At 58.0% G+C, this 24,629-nt stretch carries 19 protein-coding genes and 1 pseudogene; 9 read left to right on the forward strand and 11 right to left on the reverse strand.

Annotated features, from left to right (window positions below; all coding sequences use genetic code 11):
* Positions 1 to 135 precede the first annotated feature (135 nt).
* Entirely contained in the window at positions 136 to 1,041 is a 906-nt protein-coding gene (locus AC1D3C_RS07245; RefSeq protein WP_477482428.1) for a LysR substrate-binding domain-containing protein, read from the reverse strand.
* Between the two features lie 104 nt (positions 1,042 to 1,145).
* Here AC1D3C_RS07245 and AC1D3C_RS07250 point away from each other — a divergent pair, with 104 nt between their 5' ends.
* Genes AC1D3C_RS07250 through AC1D3C_RS07270 form a run of 5 tightly spaced genes read left to right on the forward strand, consistent with a single transcriptional unit; the run spans position 1,146 to position 6,387 of the window.
* Positions 1,146 to 2,327: a trans-sulfuration enzyme family protein gene (locus AC1D3C_RS07250; RefSeq protein ID WP_477482429.1), complete on the forward strand. Its 1,182-nt coding sequence runs from the start codon at positions 1,146 to 1,148 to the stop codon at positions 2,325 to 2,327.
* A 41-nt stretch (positions 2,328 to 2,368) separates the two neighbouring features.
* The gene (locus AC1D3C_RS07255) at positions 2,369 to 3,385 is read left to right on the forward strand and encodes an amino acid ABC transporter substrate-binding protein (RefSeq protein WP_477482430.1); all 1,017 of its coding nucleotides are present in this window, start codon (positions 2,369 to 2,371) and stop codon (positions 3,383 to 3,385) included.
* 13 nt (positions 3,386 to 3,398) lie between these two features.
* Entirely contained in the window at positions 3,399 to 4,547 is a 1,149-nt protein-coding gene (locus AC1D3C_RS07260; protein ID WP_477482431.1) for an amino acid ABC transporter permease, read from the forward strand.
* A complete protein-coding gene (locus tag AC1D3C_RS07265; RefSeq protein WP_477482432.1) occupies positions 4,544 to 5,644 on the forward strand; it encodes an amino acid ABC transporter permease in 1,101 nt (366 codons plus the stop codon). The genes AC1D3C_RS07260 and AC1D3C_RS07265 overlap by 4 nt, the downstream gene beginning before the upstream one ends.
* The gene (locus tag AC1D3C_RS07270) at positions 5,641 to 6,387 is read left to right on the forward strand and encodes an amino acid ABC transporter ATP-binding protein (protein WP_477482433.1); all 747 of its coding nucleotides are present in this window, start codon (positions 5,641 to 5,643) and stop codon (positions 6,385 to 6,387) included. The genes AC1D3C_RS07265 and AC1D3C_RS07270 overlap by 4 nt, the downstream gene beginning before the upstream one ends.
* Before the next feature lie 321 nt (positions 6,388 to 6,708).
* Here AC1D3C_RS07270 and AC1D3C_RS07275 read toward each other — a convergent pair whose 3' ends face one another.
* The 7 genes and pseudogenes from AC1D3C_RS07275 to AC1D3C_RS07305 form a co-directional block, all read right to left on the reverse strand.
* Positions 6,709 to 8,022 carry an EH signature domain-containing protein gene (locus AC1D3C_RS07275; protein ID WP_477482434.1) on the reverse strand — a complete coding sequence of 438 codons (1,314 nt, stop codon included), beginning with the start codon at positions 8,020 to 8,022 and terminating at the stop codon, positions 6,709 to 6,711.
* 1 nt (position 8,023) lies between these two features.
* The gene (locus tag AC1D3C_RS07280; protein ID WP_477482435.1) at positions 8,024 to 8,893 is read right to left on the reverse strand and encodes an OmpA family protein; all 870 of its coding nucleotides are present in this window, start codon (positions 8,891 to 8,893) and stop codon (positions 8,024 to 8,026) included.
* A 56-nt stretch (positions 8,894 to 8,949) separates the two neighbouring features.
* Positions 8,950 to 10,410, reverse strand: coding sequence for a methyl-accepting chemotaxis protein (locus AC1D3C_RS07285; RefSeq protein WP_477482436.1), 1,461 nt, complete (start codon positions 10,408 to 10,410; stop codon positions 8,950 to 8,952).
* A gap of 74 nt (positions 10,411 to 10,484) precedes the next feature.
* Positions 10,485 to 12,803, reverse strand: a complete 2,319-nt coding sequence (locus AC1D3C_RS07290) for a DEAD/DEAH box helicase (protein ID WP_477482437.1) — start codon at positions 12,801 to 12,803, stop codon at positions 10,485 to 10,487.
* A complete protein-coding gene (locus AC1D3C_RS07295) occupies positions 12,775 to 14,097 on the reverse strand; it encodes an ATP-binding protein (protein ID WP_477482438.1) in 1,323 nt (440 codons plus the stop codon). The genes AC1D3C_RS07290 and AC1D3C_RS07295 overlap by 29 nt, the downstream gene beginning before the upstream one ends.
* Positions 14,094 to 16,754: a TerB N-terminal domain-containing protein gene (locus AC1D3C_RS07300; RefSeq protein WP_477482680.1), complete on the reverse strand. Its 2,661-nt coding sequence runs from the start codon at positions 16,752 to 16,754 to the stop codon at positions 14,094 to 14,096. Before AC1D3C_RS07300 ends, AC1D3C_RS07295 begins: the two co-directional genes overlap by 4 nt.
* 141 nt (positions 16,755 to 16,895) lie before the next feature.
* Positions 16,896 to 17,054: pseudogene (locus AC1D3C_RS07305) on the reverse strand (peptidoglycan-binding domain-containing protein); the annotation flags it as partial.
* 741 nt (positions 17,055 to 17,795) lie between these two features.
* On the opposite strand from AC1D3C_RS07305, the gene AC1D3C_RS07310 reads away from it, so the two are divergent.
* From AC1D3C_RS07310 to AC1D3C_RS07320, 3 genes are all read left to right on the forward strand, one after another.
* Entirely contained in the window at positions 17,796 to 18,308 is a 513-nt protein-coding gene (locus tag AC1D3C_RS07310) for a hypothetical protein (protein WP_477482439.1), read from the forward strand.
* Positions 18,305 to 18,742: a hypothetical protein gene (locus AC1D3C_RS07315; protein WP_477482440.1), complete on the forward strand. Its 438-nt coding sequence runs from the start codon at positions 18,305 to 18,307 to the stop codon at positions 18,740 to 18,742. Before AC1D3C_RS07310 ends, AC1D3C_RS07315 begins: the two co-directional genes overlap by 4 nt.
* Before the next feature lie 340 nt (positions 18,743 to 19,082).
* Positions 19,083 to 19,670 carry a hypothetical protein gene (locus tag AC1D3C_RS07320; protein ID WP_477482441.1) on the forward strand — a complete coding sequence of 196 codons (588 nt, stop codon included), beginning with the start codon at positions 19,083 to 19,085 and terminating at the stop codon, positions 19,668 to 19,670.
* 27 nt (positions 19,671 to 19,697) lie between these two features.
* Here the strand turns inward: AC1D3C_RS07320 and AC1D3C_RS07325 are convergent, their stop codons facing one another.
* Both AC1D3C_RS07325 and AC1D3C_RS07330 read right to left on the reverse strand, forming a co-directional pair.
* Positions 19,698 to 19,841: a hypothetical protein gene (locus AC1D3C_RS07325; protein WP_247136849.1), complete on the reverse strand. Its 144-nt coding sequence runs from the start codon at positions 19,839 to 19,841 to the stop codon at positions 19,698 to 19,700.
* Positions 19,838 to 20,149, reverse strand: a complete 312-nt coding sequence (locus AC1D3C_RS07330) for a hypothetical protein (RefSeq protein ID WP_477482442.1) — start codon at positions 20,147 to 20,149, stop codon at positions 19,838 to 19,840. The genes AC1D3C_RS07325 and AC1D3C_RS07330 overlap by 4 nt, the downstream gene beginning before the upstream one ends.
* A 390-nt stretch (positions 20,150 to 20,539) precedes the next feature.
* Between AC1D3C_RS07330 and AC1D3C_RS07335 the strand changes: the two genes are divergently transcribed.
* Positions 20,540 to 22,066 (forward strand): hypothetical protein, encoded by a 1,527-nt coding sequence (locus AC1D3C_RS07335; protein WP_477482443.1) that lies wholly within the window; start codon positions 20,540 to 20,542, stop codon positions 22,064 to 22,066.
* 50 nt (positions 22,067 to 22,116) lie between these two features.
* Here the strand turns inward: AC1D3C_RS07335 and AC1D3C_RS07340 are convergent, their stop codons facing one another.
* The gene (locus AC1D3C_RS07340; protein WP_477482444.1) at positions 22,117 to 23,655 is read right to left on the reverse strand and encodes a tyrosine-type recombinase/integrase; all 1,539 of its coding nucleotides are present in this window, start codon (positions 23,653 to 23,655) and stop codon (positions 22,117 to 22,119) included.
* Positions 23,656 to 24,629: the final 974 nt, after the last annotated feature.

Here is a 24,629-nt window from a genome sequence, read left to right on the forward strand (position 1 = left end):
GCTTGTTTGATGTTCATTATGCCCAGTGGAACCGGCCCATCGGCAGCCGGGCGGCGCAAACTTGCCCGAAGGATTAGACCGAGAAGAGGCTCTCAATAAAGCAGCATGCCTCTATGATCTGAAAGGGATCCATCGTCAGTCATTCAGGCGGATAAAGTTCCGGGAGTTCCTGACCTCAAGTAGCGCGGCGACGAACTGTCGGACGAGTCTTGCCTTCTGCATATCCGGCCGAAACAGAAGGTAGCTCTTGAAGTAGACCGCAGGCTCGAAGGGCCGGAGCACGAGGCCTCGCTGAGCGAAGCCGTCCACCGCCAGCGGGTTGACTATGCCGACGCCGACTCCCTCGAGGGCAAGCGTGCAGGCGGTGATGGCAAAGGGCGTCTCAATCGCAAGATTGGGCTTGGAACCTGCCTCCTCGCAGAGCCTGTCGAATTGGAGTCTCGCCCGGTCCTCGGGCGACAGGGCGACATAATCAACTCCATGAAAATCCGCAGGATGGATCACCTTCTTCTCCGCGAGAGGATGTCCTGGTGGAATCGCACAGAGTGCCGGGAAGCTTCCAAACACCTGATGCTCGACACCCGACAGATCGACCTCGTCAGCGGCGAGCCCCAGGTCGAATTCCCCGTCCACGACGTGGTTTCGGACAGACGCTGAACTCATGATGCTGAGGGTAACAATCGCGGAGGGAAATGCGTCCCTGAACTTGCGGACAGCTCGCGGTACAATGGTCGAGCCGGCCGCAGCGAGGCTGGCGACGCGGATGTGTCCGGAGCCGAAGTCCCGAATACGCGCCGCCGTAGATCGAAGCCGGTCGAGACCTCGGAAGCTCGCTTCCACGTCTCGATAAAAGATCTCGGCTTCAGGGGTCGGAATCAGCCGCCCCTTCACGCGGTCAAACAGCGGAAACCCAACCGTTGTCTCGAGTTCGCCGATCAACCGACTGACGGCAGGTTGGGTAACTCCCATCAGTTCTGCTGCTCGCGACGCCGTGCCCGACATGATGACCGCCCTGAAGGCTTCGATCTGCCTGAAGTTCACCCTGCCATCCTATAAGGTTTGCGTATGGACCTAGACGCTGCGGTCAATTGTCCTTCTACCATTGCCGTGCCAGATTTTCCTCGGAAATCGAACGAGGACATACAATGCGTGACCGGACGCTCTGCGTAAAACGACCTGAAGTCTCCCATGAAGGTTTTGTCAGCCTGGCCACCCCGACCTACAGGGCCTCCACCATCGTCTTCGACAGCGCCAAGGCCTATGCCGACCGCTCGAAACGCGGTCCCGACGGCTATACCTACGGCCTTCATGGGACACCGACCTCCCGTACGCTCGAAGCGTCTATCACGGCACTTGAGCAGGGGCTGCGGACAGTTCTCGTACCTTCCGGTCAAGCTGCCATCACGGTCGTCTTCCTCTCGGTGCTGATGCCCGGCGACACCGTACTAATCCCAGACAGCGCCTATCCGCCCGTCGCAAGTTTCTGCGAGAACTATCTGAAGCCGCGCGGCATCTCTTACCGGGTCTACGATCCGATGATCGGTGGAAAGATCGCCGACATCATCGACGACAGCGTTAAGCTCATCTGGACCGAGTCGCCGGGCTCGACGACCATGGAGGTTCAGGACATCCCAGCCATCGTCGAGGTGGCGAAGGCTCGAAGGGTGCTGACTGGCTGCGACAACACCTGGGCCACGCCCCTCTATTTCAAACCCCTCGCCCATGGCATGGATTTCTCCTCCATGGCGCTGACGAAATATGTCGGTGGCCATTCCGACCTCCTTATGGGTTCGATCGCCGTCAAGGACATCGCGCTCTACAAGAAGCTGAAGGACACCATGCGCATGATTGGCATGGGCGTCTCGCCTGACGACTGCGCCCTCGCGCTACGAGGAATGGAAACCATGGGCGTCCGTCTCGCTCACTCCGGCCGGGTAGCACGCGATTTCGCTGAGAGAATGCAAAGCCGGCTGCCTCAGGGCCTGGTGTTGCACCCGGCATTGTCCGGGACCGCCGGACACGAGGTCTTCAAGCGGGATTTTGGCGGTTCAAGTGGAGTGTTCAGCGTCGTTATCCCTCCTCATGCCGAAGGTGCCTTGTCTGACCTTCTGACGGCCGCCAAAACGTTCTCGATCGGGGCCTCGTGGGGCGGCACTCACAGTCTTCTGGCACCGATGACAATCACTCGAGCGGCAGATCCCAGGGCTCACGCCGGCACCATCCTGCGGATCAATGTCGGGCTTGAGGACGAGAACGACCTCTGGATGGACCTCGAACCTATTGTTGAGGTGATTTCTGCCGCCCCGCCGATGGCAAAGACTGCCTGAACAGCATCACCAACTCAATCAATAACAAAGGGAACAAGGACATGATCAACTGGAAGATTAGTATTGCAGTGCTTGCCATCGCACTCTCCGCAACGACGGCCCTTGCGGGACCAACGCTCGACAAGGTGAAGGCACGCGGGCATGTTGTCTGCGGCGCAAGCCAGGGCACCGTCGGTTTCGGAGCGCCAGACGACAAGGGGTACTGGCGCGGCCTCGACGTGGAAACCTGCCGGGCTGTGGCCGTCGCGATCTTCGGGGACAAGGACAAGGTTGAGTTCGTGCCGCTCAGCGGACAGCAACGGATTCCGGCGCTACAGACGGGCGAAATCGACGTTCTTCCGCGGACGCTGACATGGACCCTGCAGCGCGACGCCAACGGCGTCAACTTCACGACACCGAACTACTACGAGTTCACCGGCTTCATGGTGACGAAGTCGTCAGGCGTCACGAAGGTCGAGGAAATGACAGGCGCGTCTGTATGCGTCCAGACCGGCTCGACGACGGAAGTCGTGGTCAACGATGTCTCATCCAAGCTGAAGCTTGAGCTGAAGCCGGTCGTCTTCGACAACGTCGCGGCCACCCGCCAAGCCTTCTTCTCAGGTCGCTGTGACGCACTAATCACTGATGCTTCGGCACTCGCCTCGGTCCGTGCTACGCAATCGAAGAACCCGGACGACTATATGATCTTTCCGGCCACGAAATACATGGATGCCCTCACTCCCGCAGTCCGGCACGGCGACGACAACTGGTTCGACATCGTAAATTGGTCGATCCAGGCGCTTCTCAATGGGGAGCTTTATGGGATCACGCAGGCCAACGTCGACGAGATGCTGGAATCGGACGATCCCCGCACCAAGCGCTTCCTCGGCGTCGAGCCAGGCAATGGCAAGGCGCTCGGTCTGGACGACAAGTTTGCCTATAACATCGTCAAGCAGCTTGGAAACTACGGCGAGATGTTCGACCGCAACGTCGGCAAACAAAGCCCGTTGAAACTCGACCGTGGCCCAAACAGGCTCTTCACTGATGGGGGCCTGATGTTCCCAATGGCCTTCCAATAGGCAGGAGCTCGAGATGCTGACGGTTTTGCTTGATAACAGACGCTTCAGGAGTTGGGCGGGACAGATCGTCCTGCTCGGCGGCTTCACGGCCCTTGTCCTGTGGCTGGTGACCAACACGATCGAGAACCTGCAAGCACGCGGCATCAAGGTCGGCTTCGACTTTCTAGGTCGTCAGGCGAACTTCCCGATCTCGGAAAGCGTGTTTCCGTACGATCCTTCCGACAGCTTTCTCTGGGCATATGTGACGGGGCTTGGAAACACGATCGTCATCTCGCTCATCGCCCTCTTCTTCTCCACTCTTCTGGGTCTCATTGTCGGATTGGCGAGACGCTCCAAGCATCCACTGACGGCCTACCTGTCGGGGGTGTTTGTCACGACCGCCCGCAACATGCCACTCATCGTGCATCTGTTGTTCTGGTACGCCCTCGCAACCACCATGCTCCCGGCTCCCCGGCAGGCATTCAACCCGCTGCCCGGCGTCTACCTCTCGCTGCGTGGCTTGTATCTTCCGTCGGTGCACCTATCAGGATCCAGCGTGGCGATGCTGCTCGCCCTCGCTGTCGTCATCCTGTTGGCGTACGTGCTGAGGAAATACCTGCAAGAGGTGCTCATACGGCTTGGGTATCGCCTTTCGGTCGCACCCTTATTCGCCGTGCTTCTGATCGCGGGAGTCTTCATCGTCGTGAAAACTAATGGCGACGTCAGCGTTCCCGAGATGAAAGGCTTCAACTTCACCGGCGGCTTCCGCTTGAGCCCTGAGTTTGCGGCCCTGATGATCGGGCTCGTCATCTACACTTCCGCCTTCATAGGCGAGATCATCAGAGGCGGCATAGACGCCGTGTCGGTCGGGCAGTGGGAGGCGGGACGCGCGGTAGGTCTCTCCGAGCGGCATGTGCTGACCAAGGTCATTATCCCGCAGGCGCTGCGCATCATCATTCCGCCGATGACCTCCCAGTACCTCTCGACGATCAAGAACACGACGTTGGCGCTGGCCGTCGGGTATCCGGAGCTCGGGCTCGTCGTGGGTACGGTCATCAACCAGACTGGGCAGGCGCTGGAGAGCATCGCGATCCTTCTGGCTGTCTTCCTGACACTGAGTATCTCCGTCTCCCTGTTCATGAACTGGTACAATGCGCGTGTAGCGCTTGTGGAGGCTCGATGACCATCGCCGAGACAAATCCGTTTGAAATCACCTCGCCGAAGTATTCGCCGCCACCGAAGAACAACCGACGGTCCGTGATGGCGCTATTGTTCGGCGACCTGACTGCAAGCTGCCTCACCGTCCTCACAGGCTTCCTGCTCGTGTCGCTGGTTCCCGCCATCAACTGGGCGGTCATAAACGCCACATGGGTTACCGCTGATCCTCCTGCGTGCCGCGAAGGCGGAGCCTGCTGGGCGTTCATCGCGGCGAAGTTCCGGTTCATCATCTTCGGGACGTATCCGCCCGACGAGCAGTGGCGTCCCATGCTGGTGATGGCGCTCATACTCGTGATGGTTCTGGGATCGCTTTCGCCGCGGCTTTGGGGCGCGAAGCTTGTCTACGTCTGGGCGACAGCGATCGCTGCCATGCTAGTCCTGATGTGGGGCGGCATGTTCGGTTTGAGCAACGTGCCGAGCTCCGCATGGGGCGGACTTCCCGTTACACTTTTGTTGGCGCTTCTCTCCCTCGGCCTGGGATTTCCTTTTGCCGTAGCCCTGGCGCTCGGCAGACGCTCAACACTGCCGGTCCCCCGCCTTCTTTCGCTGCTGACGATCGAGCTAGTCAGAGGGCTCCCTCTAGTCGGGCTACTGTTCGTCGCCTCCATACTGTTGCCGCTGCTGCTGCCGGCCGGATGGTCGATTGACAAGCTTGGTCGGACGCTTGCCGCCCTCACCGTCTTCGCTGCTGCCTACCTGGCGGAAGTCATACGCGGCGGTCTCCAGGGGGTCCCACCCGGACAGGCAGAGGCCGCTAGGGCGCTCGGTATCTCGTCGTGGAAAATCGCCTGGCACATCGTCCTGCCGCAGGCATTGCAGAAGGTAATCCCGCCGCTCACGAATACTGCGATTGTCATGGTGAAGAACACCAGTCTTGTTCTGATCGTAGGTGTCTTCGACATGCTGAGCGCAGGAAGGGTCGCGGCCACCGATCCGCAGTGGCCTGCTCCCTACGTTGAAAGCTACATCTTCGTGGCGGGCGTCTACTTCCTCATATGCTTCGGCATCTCGAACTATTCCCGCTGGCTGGAGGGCCGGGTTCAATCAAGGAGCTATCGATGACCGCAGGCGCTGGAATAGCGATCCAGATATCGGCACTGGACAAGTGGTACGGGCCCTTCCAGGTGCTGAAGAACATCCGACTCGACGTTGCAGCGCGGGAGCGCATCGTCGTGTGCGGTCCTTCCGGTTCAGGCAAATCGACGCTGATCCGCTGTATCAATTTGCTGGAGGAGCATCAGAGTGGACGCATCGCCGTAAACGGCATTCCGCTCGACCACAGCGTCAAGAACATCGACGCCATCCGCCGCGACGTGGGCATGGTCTTCCAGCACTTCAACTTATTCCCGCACCTGACGGTGAAGGAGAACTGCTCGCTGCCGCAGATCCTGTCGCGCGGTACACCTCGAAAGGAGGCGGAGGAGCGCGCAATGAGCGTCCTTGCCAAGGTGCGAATACCCGAACAAGCCGCGAAATTTCCTGGTCAGCTGTCGGGAGGACAGCAGCAGCGCGTCGCAATCGCTCGGGCTCTGTGTATGACACCTAAGATCATGCTCTTCGATGAGCCTACCTCCGCCCTCGATCCGGAAATGGTCAAGGAGGTGCTCGACACCATGGTGGCCCTGGCCGACGACGGCATGACCATGATCGTCGTCACCCACGAAATGGGATTTGCCAGGAAGGTGGCGGATCGGATCGTGTTTATGGACGGCGGCGAGATCGTCGAGATCGGCAAGCCAGATGTCTTCTTCGATGCGCCCGCACAGGTGCGGACGCAGAACTTCCTGCGCAACATCATGCAATAAGACCTGTTGATTTGCGCTGAGAGTTGGCCCGAGTTCGGGCATCCTTTAATTCAGCGTCTCCGAGAGCCATAACGGTCCTCAAAGCCGCGGCAAGTGAAGCGACGCCTCGCGCTTCGGGAAACTTGTTCAGGCGCGCCGGCAGCGACAGCGCGCCATAAAATGGCTATGAGTGTCTTCGTGCGTTGAGCGTGAGCGGCGAGGAACCCTGTGGAGACGCAATGCGGGTCAGAGGGCCAAGCGATATCACCTGGGCGGCTTTTTGGCGTCCAATGAGGCGAATTGGAGCCCGTGAATCGCTGCCACCCCGTCCTCAATCTTGACTCACCTTAGCAAACGCTGTTCCGCCCACCTCATCCATTGGCCGTATGCATCATGCGTGCACGTGTCTCGGTGACCGACTTCCAGAGTCAACGCTTCCGCATCGTACTCATCTTCATAGAGTTCTGGGGCCGCCTGATCGGTCGAGTGGAATACGTGAAGCCGGTAGCTATGCGAACCTTCTAACACCGTGTAGCGCCCAATTCGCATGATAAGCAGACAGGTGTCCTTCCGAGTGCGCGCAACCTGTTTGCTTGTCATTGTATAAACGGGGTCGCCGGTTTTCTGAAACATGGCTTCGGCGTCTGCTCGAGCGGATGGGGAAAGGGCTACCCACGCCTCGTCAATAAGCCCCTTGTCGTAGAGGCCTTTCCAAAAACTATGACGCGGCGGCCACATGTGATTGAGGGTGGACTGGGTGATGATTGAGAGCAACGCATCCATGCTTTGCCCCGCGAGCCAACGGATGACCACCCTACGGTGGGGCAGTGAAACCAGAGGCCAGAATTCGGCCCGTTGGTTTCGGGGATCGCCATAGGTCTGAACCAAGCTGTCGAGAAGTGTCGTTTGCACATCACTGTCTGGCTTCACCTTCAGCCACGGCTGCAGTAGCTTTTCGACACATTTGGCAGCGGGCTCACCTTCAAGAGGGGGGCGGCCAACTGGAAGCATCCAAGCTAATATATTCTGGACTTGTTCGACGGTCTTCGGCTCGGGCAGCGCGTCCAGCCACGCGATATGCGAAAGCCGCATCAGTTCCCCCGAATGTGGCGCAGCAATGCCGTGCGATAGAAGCCATTGGAACGCGTCTTTCTCCGCAACCATCCTCATGGCGATCAATTCGGGCGCTGTCGCCGGATTCAGCAGGTCCGGTAGCGCACGGAAGCATCTTACCCAGTTCGGAGGCAAAGAACGGGCCTGATCCTGCACCACCTTGGCGATCCACGCGGTCTCGGCCGCACCGCGCTCCCAAAATTCCAAATAGACTTCGCAGAGCGCTTGGAGAAATACTGGATTCGTCGTGACATCCAGTTCACCGCGAAGAAAGTCGCGGACACAGTTCGAGATTTTGACTTGGCGCGAAAACGCAGCCTTGATTGCCAAGGCAACGTCGCCGATTTTGATATCGTCGAAATTCCACCGCTCCACGCCGCTCTCCAGACGGGAAATAACCTCATCCAGCGACAGCGTGGGAGTTTTCTCATAGCCAGGAAAAGCAACGCTGACGGCGAATGCCGCGGAATCGAATTTCTCGGTATTCCATATATCTCGGGTTTTTACTCTCTGCCGGGACCGGAGGGCATCCAGAAGTGACATCTCATTGGCTCCCGGCTAGCGCTCTTTTGATGCCTTCGATGTCCGCCTCCCTTGATGGGACAATCATGATGAAGCGCAGGTCAATCCGCCGATTGGCGTCCTGGCCTGACTTTGTCTGGTTGTCCTGCATCGGCCTGCCCTTCCCAAAGCCAGCGACGGACAAAACCGGCTGAGAGTTTCGATTGAGAAATTGAACGAGATCGGGCTTCTGCTGGGTCATTAGAGCGTAGATTGAAGCTGCCCGTTTGGCGCTCAGATCCATATTCAATGTGTCAGTGCCCACATTGTCGGTATGGCCCTCAACCTGCAGGGCGTCGATGAGCGCGTAAGCGGGGTTGCATTCCACTCGGAAATTCCTTCGCGGTCCCACGGCGTAGCAGGAAAGCGTGGCGTCCAGGATTCCGGCAATCTGGCGCATACGGCTCTCGCCAGCAGCAGTCGCCGTCGCACTTCCTGAGTCAAATAGCCCATCCCCGCGAAACTGCAGAGCATCGAAATTCGCGCTGACCATTACGTTGACGCCGGGAATCTGCTCGTTGATGCGGTCCTTCAGATTAGCCAAGAGGTTTCGTCGGGTCTCAGCGACGGCCGTATTGTAGGCTTCCATGGCGTTGGGTAGATCAGGCCGGTTCAGCAAGCGACGCAGTCGTTCCAGTTCGTCCTTCATTCCATGGACATGTCCGACAACTGAAAGATCTGGCGCATCGACGATCTTCGCGACCGCCCTCACCTCATCCTCCAATTTATCCTTCTCTCGCTTGAGTTGATCGTATTCAGTTCTCGGCACAGTATCCTGGACACTGAATTGGCTCGCGAAAAATGCGAGAAGGATCATCAGGATGAAAAGGAAACTGATGGTCATGTCGGCCATCGAGACGAAGACCGACTCCTCTTCCTCCTCTGTCTTATGGGCGCGATTGGAGCCCCTCACGAAGTCGGCCTCTGGCTTTCAGGCTGAAATGCCTTCGCATTTTCGATGACCGCCTGCAGGGTCGCCAAGGCGTCCGCGTACTTCCCGTGGACCTGGTTCGAATGGTTCTCGACCTCACTAATCGAACGAGCGATCTCACCAGAGAATGAACGGAACGCCTTCTCCAACTGGCCATCATAGGAGGCGGCTCTGGCCTCAAACGTCTTTATCTGTTCCCTAATCGTATTGAGCGCGATCACGGCAACGTCTTTTTCGGAGGTGATTGCAGTTCGTGCCGCGTCGACCATCTCGGAACTCGCATTCGCGATCTGTCTGGTGGCCGAAGCCGTTTCCGATGCAGTCCTCGCCATTGGTGCGGCGGCATCGGCAAGCTCACTCCCAGCGTTCGAAAGCTTTCCCGAGACGACCTCAAGTCTCTGCGCAGCACCATCGAGACCGACGGCCGTCCGTTCGGCCGCCGTCGAGAACTTTGCAGCCGCCGAACTTATCTCGTTCGCCAGCCCCGCCAGCTTCGATGATGCCGATTCCAGGCGGTCGCTCGTTATAGTCATCGCCGCGACAAGCCCGTCAGACAACGAGGTGGCCAGCTTGCTCACCATCTGATCCACCTGGCTGGCGCTTGATCCGACTGCCTTCTGCAGGGGCTCCGATATCGCGGTAATAAGTTCGTCGTTGAGCCGTCTGGACTGGTCGCGGTGCTCGATAATCACGGCAAGCTGCTTCTCCGCGATGTCTTCGAGGCTAACAAACCGCATCCGACGCTCAATTTCGTGCGTCAACCTCCGGATCGCATGATCCAGAGAGCGGGTTGCGAGGCGCAGCATGACGGTAAACATAATCGAGCATACCAGACCTGTCAGCGACATGATGAACTTGGCCGAAGCGACCGTCAGTAGCTGCGTCAGGGCCATCATGACATTGGCCTGGTCCCCACCAGCCTTGAGGCTTTCACCCGTCTCCTGGAGCGCGGCAATCAAGCCGAGGAATGTGGCCGCGAGTCCGATTGATACAAACAGCCCGGGCCAAAAGCGCCACCCCGCGACACCGAAACCCAAGTCTTCCAGATTGAAGAACACCGACGGGCGGATAGCGTTCTGGATGGTGCCGGTTTCAGATTTCGGCTCAAGCGTCGTTTCCTGAAACTCTTTCCAGGTCTCCGCGAGATGCTGCGCGTCACGTCCTTTCCAGGTCGCCATTTGCGCTGAGATCTCCCCGACATTTCTACGAAGTGCCTCCGCGTCCGGGTAACGCCGCACCAAACTGGTGGCGTCGATTATCAGCGTTCTGCGATGGAACACTGAGCGCAGAAATGCCAGCGCCAGCACTCCGAGCAAAATAACGAGTGAAAGGCTGAAAAGCCCCGGTGACTGGGGAAGCCGTAACAACGACGCGGCGGAAAGTACCGTGTCGCGTGTCGCGATCCCCCAGTGCACCAAGCTCGATGAAATACTGTCCAAAACCCCACCCCATCATTCCGTCAGGCACGTCGCCCTCACGACTCCCCTTAGTCGTAACAGCTCCCGATTTCATATTAAGTATCAGCTAAATCAACCGCCTGTCGCGTCTCATTACCGGAAACCCGTTCGAGCAATTCACGGGCAACAACTGGTAAGGACGCCACGTCCAGACGCTCCGTTAGCGTCACCCTCGTCATCAACTCCACGGACAGGTGGTGGTCGAATTTTGCGATGTTCGGCTTTGCGACGCGAGCCGCGATCGCCTCCCCGGTTGGTGCGTCTCCATCTACGAGTTCGCTAAGAAAAGTCTCCACACCGGGAAGTGCGATCTCCTGGATTTCTATAGAGTGGCCGAAACTGGCAGCTTCGAAGTTTCGAGCGAGAAACGCAAGCAGCAGCGTCTGCAGCTTCTTGGTTCCGACCCAGGGGAATATCAGCGCACCGTTCCCGTACGGGATGATCGAACGGGCATCAAGTTCCAACTCCTGGAAAGCCTGCCGGGCATCCGCCAGAAGGGTCACCGCTGCAGTATCCAGATATGGGTACGACGAGTTCGAGCCAAGAATTTTCCTCATAGTCGCAACGACATGGTCGTGCACCCCTCCGCCATCGCCCGCGAAATAGGGGGGCTTCCCTCCGCGTGTCGGCTTGACCGTAATGGTTCGGGTGACGTCATCGATCTCCAGAATCTTCCAACGCCGACCCGAGAAGATAATGGTCTCTCCAGGGGCGACCGGCGAGGAAACAGGATAGGTGCCGAGAACCCGAGCCTCATGGAGTATCCGATATTCCCGTTCTGTCGCGAAGACGGGATAGAACTCGTGAGATTCCGTTATCCGCTCCCCCATTTCACCGATCATCAGCAGCCCTTCGGGCGACTGCTCGATCAACCGGTTCTCCTGCGATGCCATGCATCTCAAGAGGTCGGCAAAGGTAGGACGGTCCACGGTTTTGAATGGCCCGCGCTCACAAAGAAGCTTCCAAGCGCCCGCCGCACGGATACCGCCTGTCTGGATGATGAGCGCAAGGATCTGGTGGATCAAGGTTGAGAGGTGGAGACCCCATTGAGCGGGCGGTTCGCACCACCCCTCCCTAAGGCATTCTATCATGGCAATTGACTGGATGAGATCGAGGTTCAAGCGATCAAGCGGATGGCCGCCTTTGTCCGGCGTCGGCTCGATTACGAATATTCTGAGAATAGCGGCCTTTCCTGCCCGACGGCCGGAGCGACCAAGCCGCTGCCTGATGGATGCGACCGAGTATCCCGGCCCAATCTGCCCGACGCTCGCTACATCTCCAATATCGATACCGAGTTCCAGTGTCGTCGTCGCGATCGCGGTCGTAGGACGGGGATCGTCGCGAAGCCGGAGTTCAACATCCTCCCGCTCAGATTTGGACAGGCTGCCGTGGTGCGGGAAGAACTCATTGGGGAGATGGGCATCCTCGCACATCCGCCTCAGTTTGTCCGCGTAGATTTCCACGTTCCGGCGCGAGCCTGCAAACAACAAATTGCTGTCACCACGCAGAAATCGGAACAGATCGGCGGACAAAGCCGCGGGAATCCCAAATTCGTCGTGTAGTTCTTCCGCCGGATCGGCATCACCCGCACCAGTGGCCGGAGCGCCGTCCTCGCCTTCGCCGTCCGCGAACTTGGCGGCTTCGGGCTCCTCGCCCTTCAAGTAGTAGCCACGGATCTGGAGTTTGACACCATTCCCCTCATCCAGGCCGTGAACCTGCTTCACTTTCTCGCCCTCGCCGGGCCTCAACGCCTCGGCGGCAAGTGCCATGTCGCCCAACGTTGCCGAAAGGCCAATCCTGTCGATCCGCTCCCTTCCAGTGGCGATTTCGATCCTGTTTAGGATGGACGTGAGCTGCACGCCCCTTTCGGATCCGATGAAAGCATGGAGTTCGTCAATGACAATGGCATCGAGAGCGGAGAACAGGAACTTTGCTTCCGATCCCCGTCGGACCAGCAAAGCCTCGAGCGATTCAGGCGTAATCAAAACGATTCCCGATGGCCGCCTCCGGGCACGCGCCTTCGCATCAGCGGAGACGTCGCCATGCCATTTGTTCAGCAATACGCCCGCGTTTTCGCAGAGGCTTTGCAAGCGGCGATACTGGTCATTGATTAGCGCTTTGAGGGGGCTCACATAAAGGACGGAGAAGCCATCCTGAGCTTGATCCCGGCTGGCAATTCTCGTGAGCAAAGGAAGCAATGCCGCCTCCGTTTTTCCAGCCGCGGTCTTCGCCGAAATGACGACATCCCCGCCCGACAGGATGGCAGGGATGCCCTTTTCCTGCACGTCCCTGAGTGACGGCCACTTCTGCTGCCAAATCCATTTTCGGACCGGCTCGCTCAGCAGTTCAAAGGCTGAGCGTTGCAAGTTCGTCATCCGGATCGTCACTATCGGCGGCAACGTCAAGGTCCGAGGAGCCCTGACGATCCTCGGCTATATCAACTTGACCAAGCAGGTCTTGCCATTTGGTGCCAGGGTTTTGATCCAGAATGGCTAGCAGGTCGACGAACGCTTTCACGGTATTTCGAGGCGTTCGGAAGTACGAGTCGCCGATCTTGTTGGAGCAATGGTCCATGAAAGCCGTCAAGGCATCGTCCGGCACCAGCCATTTCTCCTGAACCCCGCCAGCGAATACATCGCGAAGCCTCTCAAGCAAATGATACAGCTCTTCCGGTGTCAGGCTTGGCAAATTGACGACCGGCCCGGAATAATCCGCAAGTCCACTTCCGGCGAAACTGTTTTCCGCCAGACGCGACTGCAGGGCCTCGTACGAATAGAGACCTCTCCGGGTATCGAGCAGGAATTCCGGTGTCCCGCCAAGAACGAAACCGATGCCCTCCGTGGTGCCTTGGAGAACATCGTTCAGGATGCGAAGGATTTGCTCGTAGTTCTGTTTACGTGCCTGCGAATTCTGGAGTTTGTACAAATTGACGAGTTCGTCGAGACATATAAGCAACCCGCCGAACCCAGCGATCCTGACGAATCTGGCCAGCAACCTCAGTCCGTCATAGAACGAGCTGTCGTCGATGATCGTCCGTACGCCGAGGTCCGCCTTGGCTTCGGTGCGTGTGCTGTACTCTCCACGCAACCACCTCAAGGCGTTATCCTGGAGCGTGGTGTTGCCGTCTTCATATCCACGTGCGTACGCCGCGACGACAGTCGCAAAGTCATATCCAGCCACCATTTCCCGGATGTCGCCAAGCCCATCCTTGATAGCCTGCTCTACCGGAACACCGGACTTCGCTGCCCGCTCCGTTGCCTTCTGGATATAACTTTCCAGGATATTTCGTAGGGCACCGCCGTCGGGAGCCGTTCGTGTCGCCAAACTGCGCGCAAGCTCGGCGTATAGCGACCGGGCCTGGCCTCCAGTAGCGTGAATGCGGCGGTCTGGCGCGAGGTCGGCCTGGCAGACGGCGAGTTTGCTCTGAAGTGCGATCTGACGGACCAGAAAGAGAAAGAACGTCTTCCCCGCACCGTAAGAACCAATCACGAAGCGGATACTGGACCCGCCTTCCCCTATCCGCTCGATATCGCGGATCAGGGCCTCAATCTCTCGCTGCCTTCCGACCTGGACGTGCTGCAGCCCGAGTCGAGGAACGACCCCGGCCCTTAAGGCGCTGATTATCGTGTCACGATCCCGGGGTTTGATCGGCGATGCCTTGGTGTTCATGCGAATGCACTTTCTACGTTTTGTTCCGGCGTCGGGTTCGGCATTATTGGAGGCAGGAGGTAGCTGTTGATGACGAAGGGCCCGTCGCCCTCGATGAAGAGTTCATCGAAGCGGTCCATCGCCCATTCGTTGAGAGCATCCCGAGCGGCACCTGGCATCAGACCAGCGGTCCGGATTAAGCTGTCGAAATCACTAACGGTCCAGGTTTCCTGCATACGAAGCTCAGTTACGAGCGAATGGTAGCGCTGTTGCAACCCATCGAACATCTCGTCACCAACCGGAATGACCTCTTCGAGGACGGGCGTCAGTTCCACCACCTCGGCCTCCTCAACGAAGATGTCGGCGAGCACGCTGGCAGTTGCCCGCGTTTCGTTACGGATCGCGTGGAGCCTGCTGAGGTCGATACGGGTTCCGGAAGGTTTCCTGGGCTCGGGAGGGATGGCCAGCCCAATTGGCCCCTCAGGAGCTTCTATAGCGAAGCTCGGCTCATCATCTTTTCGGGTGCTGCCGCCCTCATGCAGCAGTGTATACAGAGACTGTTGATCCAACCCCATCCGCTTGAACAACCCTTCGAGAGCCTTAACCTCGGCCGCGTGTACGGTCCCGTCAGCCCCTGCTATCGCAACAAGCTCGGCGGCAAGCGCCCCTCTTACCGATGGCGAGACATCCTTCAAGCGTTTTGACCACTCATTGAGCCTGGTTGGGTCGTCCTCGGTCAGCCGTACTTCGGCCGACAGACGAACTCGCTCATCGGCGGACAGGTTGTGTGATGCCTCGATCCGGGCAATCACCGCCTGCTTTTCTGTCCGATCGAAGCTGCCATCAGCGTGGCCGACTACCATGCCCAACATGACCGAAAGTTGAACCGATCTGTACGCCTCGGAAGGGATTGGGATTTCACCGACTGCTCGCTCACTCTTGAAGACGACAACCTGGTCATCGGCCCCTGCCTGCCGCAACGCATAGGCTGGATCGGCCGTATTGCCGTATCCAAACGCCGAAAGGAGTTGCGACAGCTCTCTCAGTTTAGATTTTCCGACCGACGTACCCAGATCGACATCTACGATCTCAGCAAGATTCCGAACGCTGACCGCCTGCTGGTTCGAAGCAAGGTTGAAAATTCGATCCAGCGGCTTCCCGGGGATAGTATCCACGGCTTTCACTCGAAGGACCGGCGGAAGCTTCGAGACCGCTGACAGGGTCGTTTTTAGACCCGGAGACCGTCCGAGTGCACGGCTATACTCGTCGAGTTCATCAGAACATCTTTCGAATATCGTTCTCGCCGTCCCGATTGGCTCCGCGCGATCGGTTATATCGGGTACCGATCCATCGAGTGCGGCGACATCAACAGTGAATGAACCGCTGCAGGACCGATAAGTCGATTTCAGCGTTTTGAACCGACCGCCTCCGACCCGGATGCCGGTCGGGTGGAGAGTGCTCACCTGATCCACGAACATAGCTTCCAACAGCTCGGGCGCGCGTCGCGCGGGGGTGCGGACTCGGGTCTCTGGATGGGTTCGGGCATATCTTAGGAGCAGTTTGGGCTCGATAGGCTTCCCGTCACGAACCCTCAGGCCGAGCGCCATCTTGATTGAGTTTGGAACTTCAAACCCGTTCCCCTCCACATCCGGGATGGCGTCGACGTCCTGGGGTTTGGCTTTCAGCTCGTAGGCCGAGAGAAGCTCATGGGCATAACGGCTGAATGAGTTGTTGAAGCCATAGATATCGACGAGACGCCTTACCTCGCCGAGAACTTCGGCGGCGTCCGGCACATTGTCTTCCAGCATCAACCGGCGTTCGATGCCGTAAAAATACAGAAACACATAGCCAATATACGCCCCCGGATCTGACCGCGAACCCGCCAGCCACTCAAGGTAAGATCTACGGGCCTCTCCAGTTATCTGGGAGTAGGACGGCCAGTAACCCATCGTCGACCCGTGTGGGTCTCCCGCCTGCGACACGCTCAACTTAGGATTGATGAGACAGTTCTCGTTTTCGTACGAAGCGCCTTGTTTGCTTAGCTTCGTTCCTGCGTAGACCATTCCGCCGGTTATCGTGATGCCGCCGACCGTCATAGTGGAGCCAGCGGGTACCCAGCCTGAATGGTTGTTGGAGACTGCCTGAACGTTTTTCGGGGCGCGACGAAAACTACCGAAAAGCGGGCGACCCGCCTGGGCAAGCTGCTTTGCATCTTCAGTCGTAACGGTCGACTGGAGTTGCGGTGACGTCGCCAAGTCCTGGCCGATCTCTAGCTGGTTAGTGTCGCGAACGTCCACCGAAACCTCGTCGTTTGTCGCCGCAAGATTGTTTGTTCTGACGAATTCCAGCACAGCGGCGTTATGAGCAGTCAGGGACTGTCGGAACGGTGGCTCCGGCGAGGCCAGTAACATCTTCGGGATTATGACGGAGTCGACAGCAGACTTCGGAATCGGTTTTAGCGATTGATATTCGGCCTCATCAACGATTTGGGTTTGTAACTGAGAGCGTTTCTTCCGCTTTCGGTAGGCAAAAGCCAATAAGCCCAGCCCCAGAACAACGACACCGACGGCAAGGCCGCCGCCTCCAGATGTTGTGGCGGGCTTCGGTGATGAATCGACCGACACCGGTGCCGCTCGGCTCGTTGGAGCCGCGCTCGGTTCCTGGGTATTCGTCGTCAACGCTGGGCGCTTGTCTTCGATTGTTGGAGGAGTTGACTGGGCCTGCGGTACAGCCGCCGGTCGCGGCGAATTATCGGCTTTCGGGACGACTGGCGCGGGCGACGGCGGTGTCGGAAATAGCTCCCGCGTTACCCGCTCATCGACTACACCGGTAACGGGTAGCCCACGAGATTGTTGAAACGACCTAAGAGCCGCGATTGACTTCTTCCCCCAGACACCGTCGACGGTGCCTGGTCCATACCCTTTCTCGAAAAGAGCCTGCTGGATATCGCGGACGGAACGACTCGCGCCTTGCGCCATGCTTGAGATCGGCTGTGATCCAGCAAGTAGCACGGTGGCGACAAACAGTATCAACCTGAATCTCAAGGCACCCTCACAGCATTATGCCGTCAACTATACACCGATAGGTTTCACCGCCAAGGCCATATGAGAATGAAACAGTTTTGCAGATGGATGCGAGTCCAGCAACCTGAAGCAGGTATAGGGGGAGCCGCGCATGGTGGCTCCGGGGACGCCCGTAACGCGGTCGGCAGGATGTTGCGCGTTTTTAAGTTTCACGCTCACTTCTCACCATCTCATGCTTTATCCCTTTGACAATGCAAACATTTATTTCTCGCGAACCTCTTTATGAGCTTGTCTGGATTACACCTGTCAAGACGCCAGCGGCTGCACATAACCTGTCGGACGTAGGTTTCGCCAAGACCTGTAAGCAGCACAATATACCCTGCCTCCATCGTCGCGGGGGCTCACTTCTGGGCTGATGTAGGCAACATTCCAAGTGTATTGACCTTTGCTGCCACAAGCAGCCCGCCGAGTGTTCCTGATCGAGGGATGACCATTCTGTAGGACGCCCGCTCCCCTGTGTCAGAGGGCAATTCTGCCCAATAGGATCTATGATCGCAACTCAATAGTCGGCCCGACTCGGACTCGAGGAAGGGATTGAGATCCCCTCGCCTCGTCACGTGCCAACACTGATATCACGGATAGAAGCCCTCGACGGATGTTGACGTCCGAGTGGGCTGGAAGAGCCTGGAGCCGACCATGACTTACCTGACATTCGACACCATCGCTCGCGTCGACGAAATCGTCACCGATGTCTTGGCGATGGACCTGATTCACAGTTCACCGGAATTCCTGGCCGCGATTCTCGCGATTGCTGGCGAACCCCTTGATGCTAGACCGGTGGCGATCCGCCGCTCAGTTGCCGATACATCGTTGGGAGAAACGGACATCGAGATGGTGGTACAAAGTTCCGGCGGACGGTCTGCAATCCTCATAGAGAACAAAGTCCGAGCGCCCCTGATGGACTGGCAGTTTGCCCGCTACCGCATGCGCGGTAGAGCGGGCATCCTGAACGGGCAGTGGCACCGCTTCAAAGTGGTTCTGATGTCGCCGCGGAATTACTATGAAGCGCTGGCTGCCGAGCATTTCTCGCAGATCGACGCGAACCTGTCCTACGAGGTCATTGTCGATTCCTCGCGGGCCGACCCGAGTTCGCCTTCAAGCGCCATGTCTTCGAAAGCGCGATTGCGGACTACAGGAAGGGGTATGTGAAGTCGCCAGACACCGCGATGATGGAGTTCTACCAGAACTACTGGGCGGTCGCCTCCTCCGAATTCCCGCAACTGCGTCTGATCAAGCCGGATGTCGTCTGGAAGGACGACAGCTGGATTTACTTCCCTCCTCTGTATGGCGGCAACAGCGTTCGCCTGATCCACAAGTTCAAGGGTATCGGCTGTGAGCTTGCTGTGGCCACCAGGAATGCGGAGCAGCTGGCCGAGACCTTAGGTCCATACCTGCAACCCGACATGATTGTCCGTCCGACGAAGCCTATGGCCTTCGTCAACGTGAAGACGCCTGCGATCAATCATATTCTCGATTTCGAAACGGTCAGAGGCAGCGTTCTAACCAGCCTCCGAGCGCTCGAGCGTCTGCGAGAATTCGCCATGGGTAAGCACGTCAGGAAACTCATCATGGCCGCATTGTAAGTCATCCGGCCGCCCCCCGGAAAACGGCGAGCCCAGCTAACCTCCGGTTCTCGGATATGATTCAAGGCGCTGGTGGCAACGAAAATCGCCATTGCCGACCTATTTTCCCACGACCAGGGAATGACCCTGGTCGACAAGGTCGCCGTCAACAGATCGCCTCGCCAGAATCCTACCTATCCGGCCGTAATCGTCTTCTTTTCATGAAGGCTAGCTTCACCTTCCCGCAAAGGCGCTGCAGAAATTCGCGGTTTCTCGTCCGAGACTGACCTCGATCGGCACGACGAGATTTGTTGTTTTCGGCCGACGAAGCAACTCTTCCGAGACAGCAAGGGAGACTTAAATGATTGCTAGATTCTTTGCAGCGCTTTCAAGGTTCTTGGCGTCGGTCGGGAAGGACCTATCCAACTCGATCCCTGAAATCCTGTATTTCGGGGAGCAGGTAATCCGCTGGCCGTTCTCCGTCGTGTTCGGGAACGGCGCTCCGAGGCCGCACTTCGAACCGCAGGTGACGAAGTCTGATGTCGTCGAGGACTTTCTTCACGCAAGACGCTCGGCGGCCGCCGTTGATACCCTCGATCGGGACGGCATCGACTCTGTCCTGAGGTTCTGCTCCACTCATCGCGAAGACCGGCCGACGACGCCGCTGCCTAAGAACCTCGATCCTGCCGTCCGTGTCGCGCTGCGGACCATGGATGACGCCGCCCTGAGGGCGATAGCGACCGCTCCGATCGGCAAGGTGCGGAAGTTCATCGACGGGGTACCGCATGCAATCCAAGGCGTCCCGGAAATCATGAAGAACAATGACGCTCCCGAGGCCGAGCAACTGCCGCCTCCGGCGATGACGGAGCATCAGAGGATACTCTGGAAAATCAAGGCTCAGCTCGAGAAGACAAAGTCGAGCGAACCGTTCCGAGCCGTCAAGCCGTAGCTGATAAGGCCGCCCACGGAGGCGGCCTTACTTTTTGGACGTCGTGTTGTCTATCACAAGCCTCGGACGCCGGATCAGCGCCAGCATCTCCGGGTGTCGCTCGGGATGCTCGTAGGCGAGGTCGCCGTATTCCCGCCGCAGGAGCTGCCATTCGCGCTCCGTCAAGGTCATTGAGCGCGCGCCATCAGAACGTCGATGACTTCCTGCTGCTGCAAGCACGCCTCACGGAGTTGGGCCGCTTCGGCTTCGAGTTCGGCGACCATTACGACCGCCTTGCGAGCCAGGTTTTCCATCTCGCGGGCATGAGCCGTCGCGTTCGAGAGAGCATCGCCGTAGCGGCGCGTGTAGACCGCGTCGTTCACGGCGTCGAGACCAGCCATTAGGCCTTGGAACGCCGACATTGCACCGCCCGCGATCATGGCCATACCCGCCATATTGCCCATTGCTGCCGCGCCTGCCGGATTTCCGAAATTCGCCATGTGCCTGCCCTCGTTGTCGTCGGCGAAAAGGTATGCCGGGCTCGCTAGGCTCCGGCAAGTCGACGCTCTGAAAATGGCGATCGGAATATTAACGGACCTCCTGTACCAGGCTGCGCGTTATCCCGAGGAAGGAGGTAGCCATGAAACACCCCAAGTTCACTCGATGGTGGCACGAGCACATTCACGTCGAGACGAGACCGCAGGTTGGCCGAAGTGCGCCGCCAGCAGCTGAAAAATGCGCCGATATGGGAAGTCTATGCCGAGCTCGCGAATCTAACTGCAATCGTCGTCGTGGCAGTTGTAGGGCTGCTGGCGGGCTAGTCGCGCGGCAGCCTTCCCAAGATTATCCGTTTCCCGGTTTTGTTGCCGCAAGCCCGACGGCGCAGGCGCTTGGCGACGCAGATAAGATGGTGCTCGATCTCCGCGCTGAAGGTCCAACCTGTCGAGCCAAGCCTCGCGCTCACATTGGTAGCAGCGGCCTCCGATATATTCCTAATCCATCATCGCTCTGACGTCACGCGCAACGTCCTCCAGCTCGCCAACATAAATCGGCTGGCCACGTCCTCCGCGATTGAGATCGATGCCTCGTCGACACTCCATTATGTTCTTATTTCGTTCCATTTCAGTCCGCGAGTCATCCGTGGTAGCTTCGCGCTAAAGTGGAGGACGTTCGTGGGTCCAATTGTGTTATTCGACAAGTCGTTTGTGGAGATGCTCAGCGTAGACCAAGCGGTGCTGTTCGACCTGATGTTCTCGACGATCATATCGCCAATCTTCTACGTCGAGGTCCTGGCTGACCTGGAAAAGGACGACCCGAAGACGCGGACCCGGGAAAAGGTCGTGTCTGATTTGGCCCGCAAGACCCCCGTCATGCATTCGTATCCGAATATCTCCCACAGCGCTCTCTGCCTAAACGAGCTTCTGGGCATACCAGTTCAGATGAGATGCCAGCCTGTCATCGAAGGTGGTATCCCCGTAATGCACCGGGGAAAAATCACAGTGGTAAGCGAGCAGACACCCGAATCGAAGGCATTTGATCGGTGGCAGCGCGAGCGCTTTTACGACGTCGAACGGGACTTCGCCGTTACATGGCGAGCGGGCCTGAAGGACCTCGACAACGGCGCGCTGGCGACGATCACGAAGAGGGCGCTGCAGATCGACGAGTCGCCGAAGAGCCTGGAGCATGCGCTGGAGATCGCGAAGGATGTACTGCGTCGGGACGGCCAGCACTTCCTGAACCTGAAGCTGGGATACTCCTTCCTCGGTCTTGACCCAGCTATGTGGAGAGCCGTGGAGGCAAGATGGAAGACGTCGGGGCACAAGGCGCTGCCAGACTACGCACCGTATTTCTCTCATTGCCTGCTCGTCGACATCTTCTTCAATCTCGCGATGACGAAAAAGATGATTTCGCCCGATCGTCCGAGCAACAGGACGGACGTCGCATATCTCTATTATCTGCCGTTCGCCAAACTTTTCGTTTCGAACGACAGGCTGCACCTCCGAGTTGCTCCGCTGTTCTTCCAGGAAGGTCAGATAATGGTGAAGGGCTCGGACTTGAAGGACGATCTGATCGCGCTCGACGAGCATTTCTCCACAGCCTCCGAGGAGGACCGGAAACAAGGGATGTTCAAACTCGCCTCCCAGCCGCCCGACGCCGACAAGTTCCTGACCACAAAGCTCTGGAGGGAGTGCGGCCGGTCGACGACTCCGAAGCCAGCGCTGGTCAAGAATGAGGCTCTCACGAAGGAAATTCTCGGACGACTTCACGAGATCACAGCGCTTTCAAAACAACCTCAGCAGCGCGCATTCAGCCGCGCCGAACTCGAAGATTCAGATCAGCGCCTGATCAGACGGATGATCCCTAAGCAATGGGGCAAATGGCAGATCATGCCATCGGACCTGAAGACCGAGGACTAAGCGAACACTTATTTAAGCTATGGGCTGGCTCCAAAGAGGGCCTTTTCATCTCAGTCGTCGGGGTCGTGGTCGTCCCTTGGATCATACGAGGCCTCCATCTCCGCCCGCATCTCGTCGAAATACTCTTCCGAGTGCTCTGCCATCATTTTCTCGTATTCGAACGCGTCCTCGAGTTCCCACGGGGAATAGTCGCCGTCGAACTTTGGGTCGTACGACCGCAGGAGCAGCTCCTGATACGCCTTCAAGACCTTAAACTTCTCCCGCAGCAGAGGGTTCATGTTGTAGATCACCTGGGAAACGCTCTCAGCCCCCTCATTCCGGTGTGTCACTAGCTCGACCGATTTTTCGGAGGCAAACCCGAAGCTGGTCCAGTCGCCTAGATGCGTCGTGAATGCCCGACGAAGGTCGTGGCTGCCCGCGAAGGTCTTCGGCAGCGGGCCGCCCTCGGCCCTCGCGCGGTCTGTCACGTCGGAAATCGTGCTGTCCGACAGATGGCCGTCGCGATTGTCCTTTCCCTTGCCTTTCTTCAATTGCGGAAACAGGAACTTGTTGTCCTCGCGCGTCCTCCTCAACTGTTCGTGGACAACCGACGATGCCAGCTCAGGAAGCGGAATGGCGCGGAAGGCACCCATTTTATCAGGCCCGAGCGCCCAGACGTATGCCCACGGCTTCCGGGGTGTCCGCACGAACTGTTTCTTGAAGCTTCGCAGGACCGTCGCGATACGCTGACCGGTCAGCGTCTGGAGCTGAAGCGCGGCCTTTGAGCAGTCCTTGGTAATGCGATCCTCGTGCATCCAGTGATACGCAAACCTATAGAGGACCTTCGGGCTTGCTAACCTCGCCTTGACCAAGGTGTCGGGATCTATATCCTTTGCATCCTGTGTCGGCATCGTCGGACGGTCGACCAACTTGGCAATGTTGGCCGAGAGCCCGGATCGCTTTCTCTCCTTGGCGGCCCACGAGAAACACGTACGGATCGCGCTGTAAGTCAAAATGGCTTGAGAGTAGTTCGTGCTTTTGGTCGCATCCTTCTTGTCCCGCCCTCGTTCGATGATACGATCGATGACATCTTTCAGGTCGTCAGGCGTGATCGATTTGATTGGCATTTTCAGGAGCGGTTTAAAGTCCTGGTAGATAGGTCCGCCTTCCGTGACACCGAGCGATGACACAGCATTCGTGTAGCTCCGATGGCTGAGGGTCTTCTTGACGTGTTCGAGATACGCGTCGCGGAGCATCTCCCAGCTCCATTCGCCATCCTTCAAGCCCGCCTTGTTCTCAGCCTTTTCGACATCGTGTTCGCCGCCTACGACCTCGGCAATCAAGTGCTTGGGGTCGTTACCCTCCTTCTTGCAGTGCTTGATCTTCGGGATGAGCGCTCGGAGGGTCGGCAGCTGTTCTGGGGAGAAATACGCGACCGGCGCGATCGAAATCTTGAAGTCGGCGGTCATGCACCAGAAAAACGCCGTCCCCGATTTCACCCGGATCGCTAGGCCTGGCGCGTCCGTGTCCCGATACTCCACGCTCTCCCGCTTCTTCGCCGCGTTCTTCGCGGCGACCATCACATTCCCGTCGATCCTGACCCGAGCCAACTGCCCCTCCTGACCCTGCTTTTTTCGAGGGTCAGCATAGGGTCAGCCGTCGGAAAAGCCAAATCGTTGACACGAGCCTTGCAGTTTTCCTGCGAGGTCGGTTAACAATTGCGGAAAACAAAGTAATTTCAGTATGTTGCTGTTTCTATAATCTGAGATTGACGTCGGCCGATCGGGAAAGCAGGGTGCCAAAAACCAAAAACGACTAACTTTTAATCAGTAGGTCTCGGGTTCGAACCCCGACGCTCTCACCATTTAGATCAAAGCAGCCCAATCAGCCGATTGCCCTAATTAGCCAATGCCAATGTGATCGCTATAGTCTGACGCGTGGGTGAGGCTGCGGGCGCCACCGGTTCCGCCTTGGCGGATAGAATCGGTGTGATCGGCCTGTCAAAATGTGGGTGGACGAAATCCAGCCGGTCTGTCACAAGCCGATCAGGACGCGACTGCCGTTAGTTTTAGAACGGGGTCGGGCGACCGATTGACGTCACGTCGCTGCCACGAGATCACGTCGGCCGTCCATTCTCAAATCCGACACGCGGAATTGCAGGGCGAAAAGCCACTCCTTATCGATTACAATTTGCTCATGTTGAGAGCGAACACCAATCATTACCACCTATTCACCTTCGCAGCGGTAGCCGGCGGACAGATGAAAACTCGGATAACCGCGCCAAGCATTTGAAATCTCTATGTATGCTGGATGGAGAAAATCTCCGGAGCCTAAGATTAGGCCCGAAATTCGGCGGACGAGGCATTCCGAACCTTATTTATTGTTAAGCTGACCTTCGACGTCTCCTGGCGTATTTTCATCTTCAGGACTGAGTGATGCCGACGGCCGGAAATGCCGTGACGGCAGAGCCAGTTTCAGATCGTTTGCTGAAGGTGGTGCCCATATGCGCTCGCTTGTCCCGATAAACCAGCATTCCCCGGCACCACCGGCGCCCTGCCCGGTGATGCACCTCACCGGCCCGCCC

The sequence above is a fragment of the Neorhizobium sp. P1_A6 genome, from assembly GCF_056406795.1.

What these genes read in the sequence shown, in the direction of transcription:
- AC1D3C_RS07310 (WP_477482439.1), top strand. Translation starts at nt 17,796, where the DNA reads ATGACTTACCTGACATTCGACACCATCGCTCGCGTCGACGAAATCGTC.
- AC1D3C_RS07325 (WP_247136849.1), bottom strand. Translation starts at nt 19,841, where the DNA reads ATGACCTTGACGGAGCGCGAATGGCAGCTCCTGCGGCGGGAATACGGC.
- AC1D3C_RS07255 (WP_477482430.1), top strand. Translation starts at nt 2,369, where the DNA reads ATGATCAACTGGAAGATTAGTATTGCAGTGCTTGCCATCGCACTCTCC.
- AC1D3C_RS07330 (WP_477482442.1), bottom strand. Translation starts at nt 20,149, where the DNA reads ATGGCGAATTTCGGAAATCCGGCAGGCGCGGCAGCAATGGGCAATATG.
- AC1D3C_RS07250 (WP_477482429.1), top strand. Translation starts at nt 1,146, where the DNA reads ATGCGTGACCGGACGCTCTGCGTAAAACGACCTGAAGTCTCCCATGAA.
- AC1D3C_RS07290 (WP_477482437.1), bottom strand. Translation starts at nt 12,803, where the DNA reads ATGACGAACTTGCAACGCTCAGCCTTTGAACTGCTGAGCGAGCCGGTC.
- AC1D3C_RS07265 (WP_477482432.1), top strand. Translation starts at nt 4,544, where the DNA reads ATGACCATCGCCGAGACAAATCCGTTTGAAATCACCTCGCCGAAGTAT.
- AC1D3C_RS07275 (WP_477482434.1), bottom strand. Translation starts at nt 8,022, where the DNA reads ATGTCACTTCTGGATGCCCTCCGGTCCCGGCAGAGAGTAAAAACCCGA.
- AC1D3C_RS07260 (WP_477482431.1), top strand. Translation starts at nt 3,399, where the DNA reads ATGCTGACGGTTTTGCTTGATAACAGACGCTTCAGGAGTTGGGCGGGA.
- AC1D3C_RS07270 (WP_477482433.1), top strand. Translation starts at nt 5,641, where the DNA reads ATGACCGCAGGCGCTGGAATAGCGATCCAGATATCGGCACTGGACAAG.
- AC1D3C_RS07295 (WP_477482438.1), bottom strand. Translation starts at nt 14,097, where the DNA reads ATGAACACCAAGGCATCGCCGATCAAACCCCGGGATCGTGACACGATA.
- AC1D3C_RS07280 (WP_477482435.1), bottom strand. Translation starts at nt 8,893, where the DNA reads ATGGCCGACATGACCATCAGTTTCCTTTTCATCCTGATGATCCTTCTC.
- AC1D3C_RS07320 (WP_477482441.1), top strand. Translation starts at nt 19,083, where the DNA reads ATGATTGCTAGATTCTTTGCAGCGCTTTCAAGGTTCTTGGCGTCGGTC.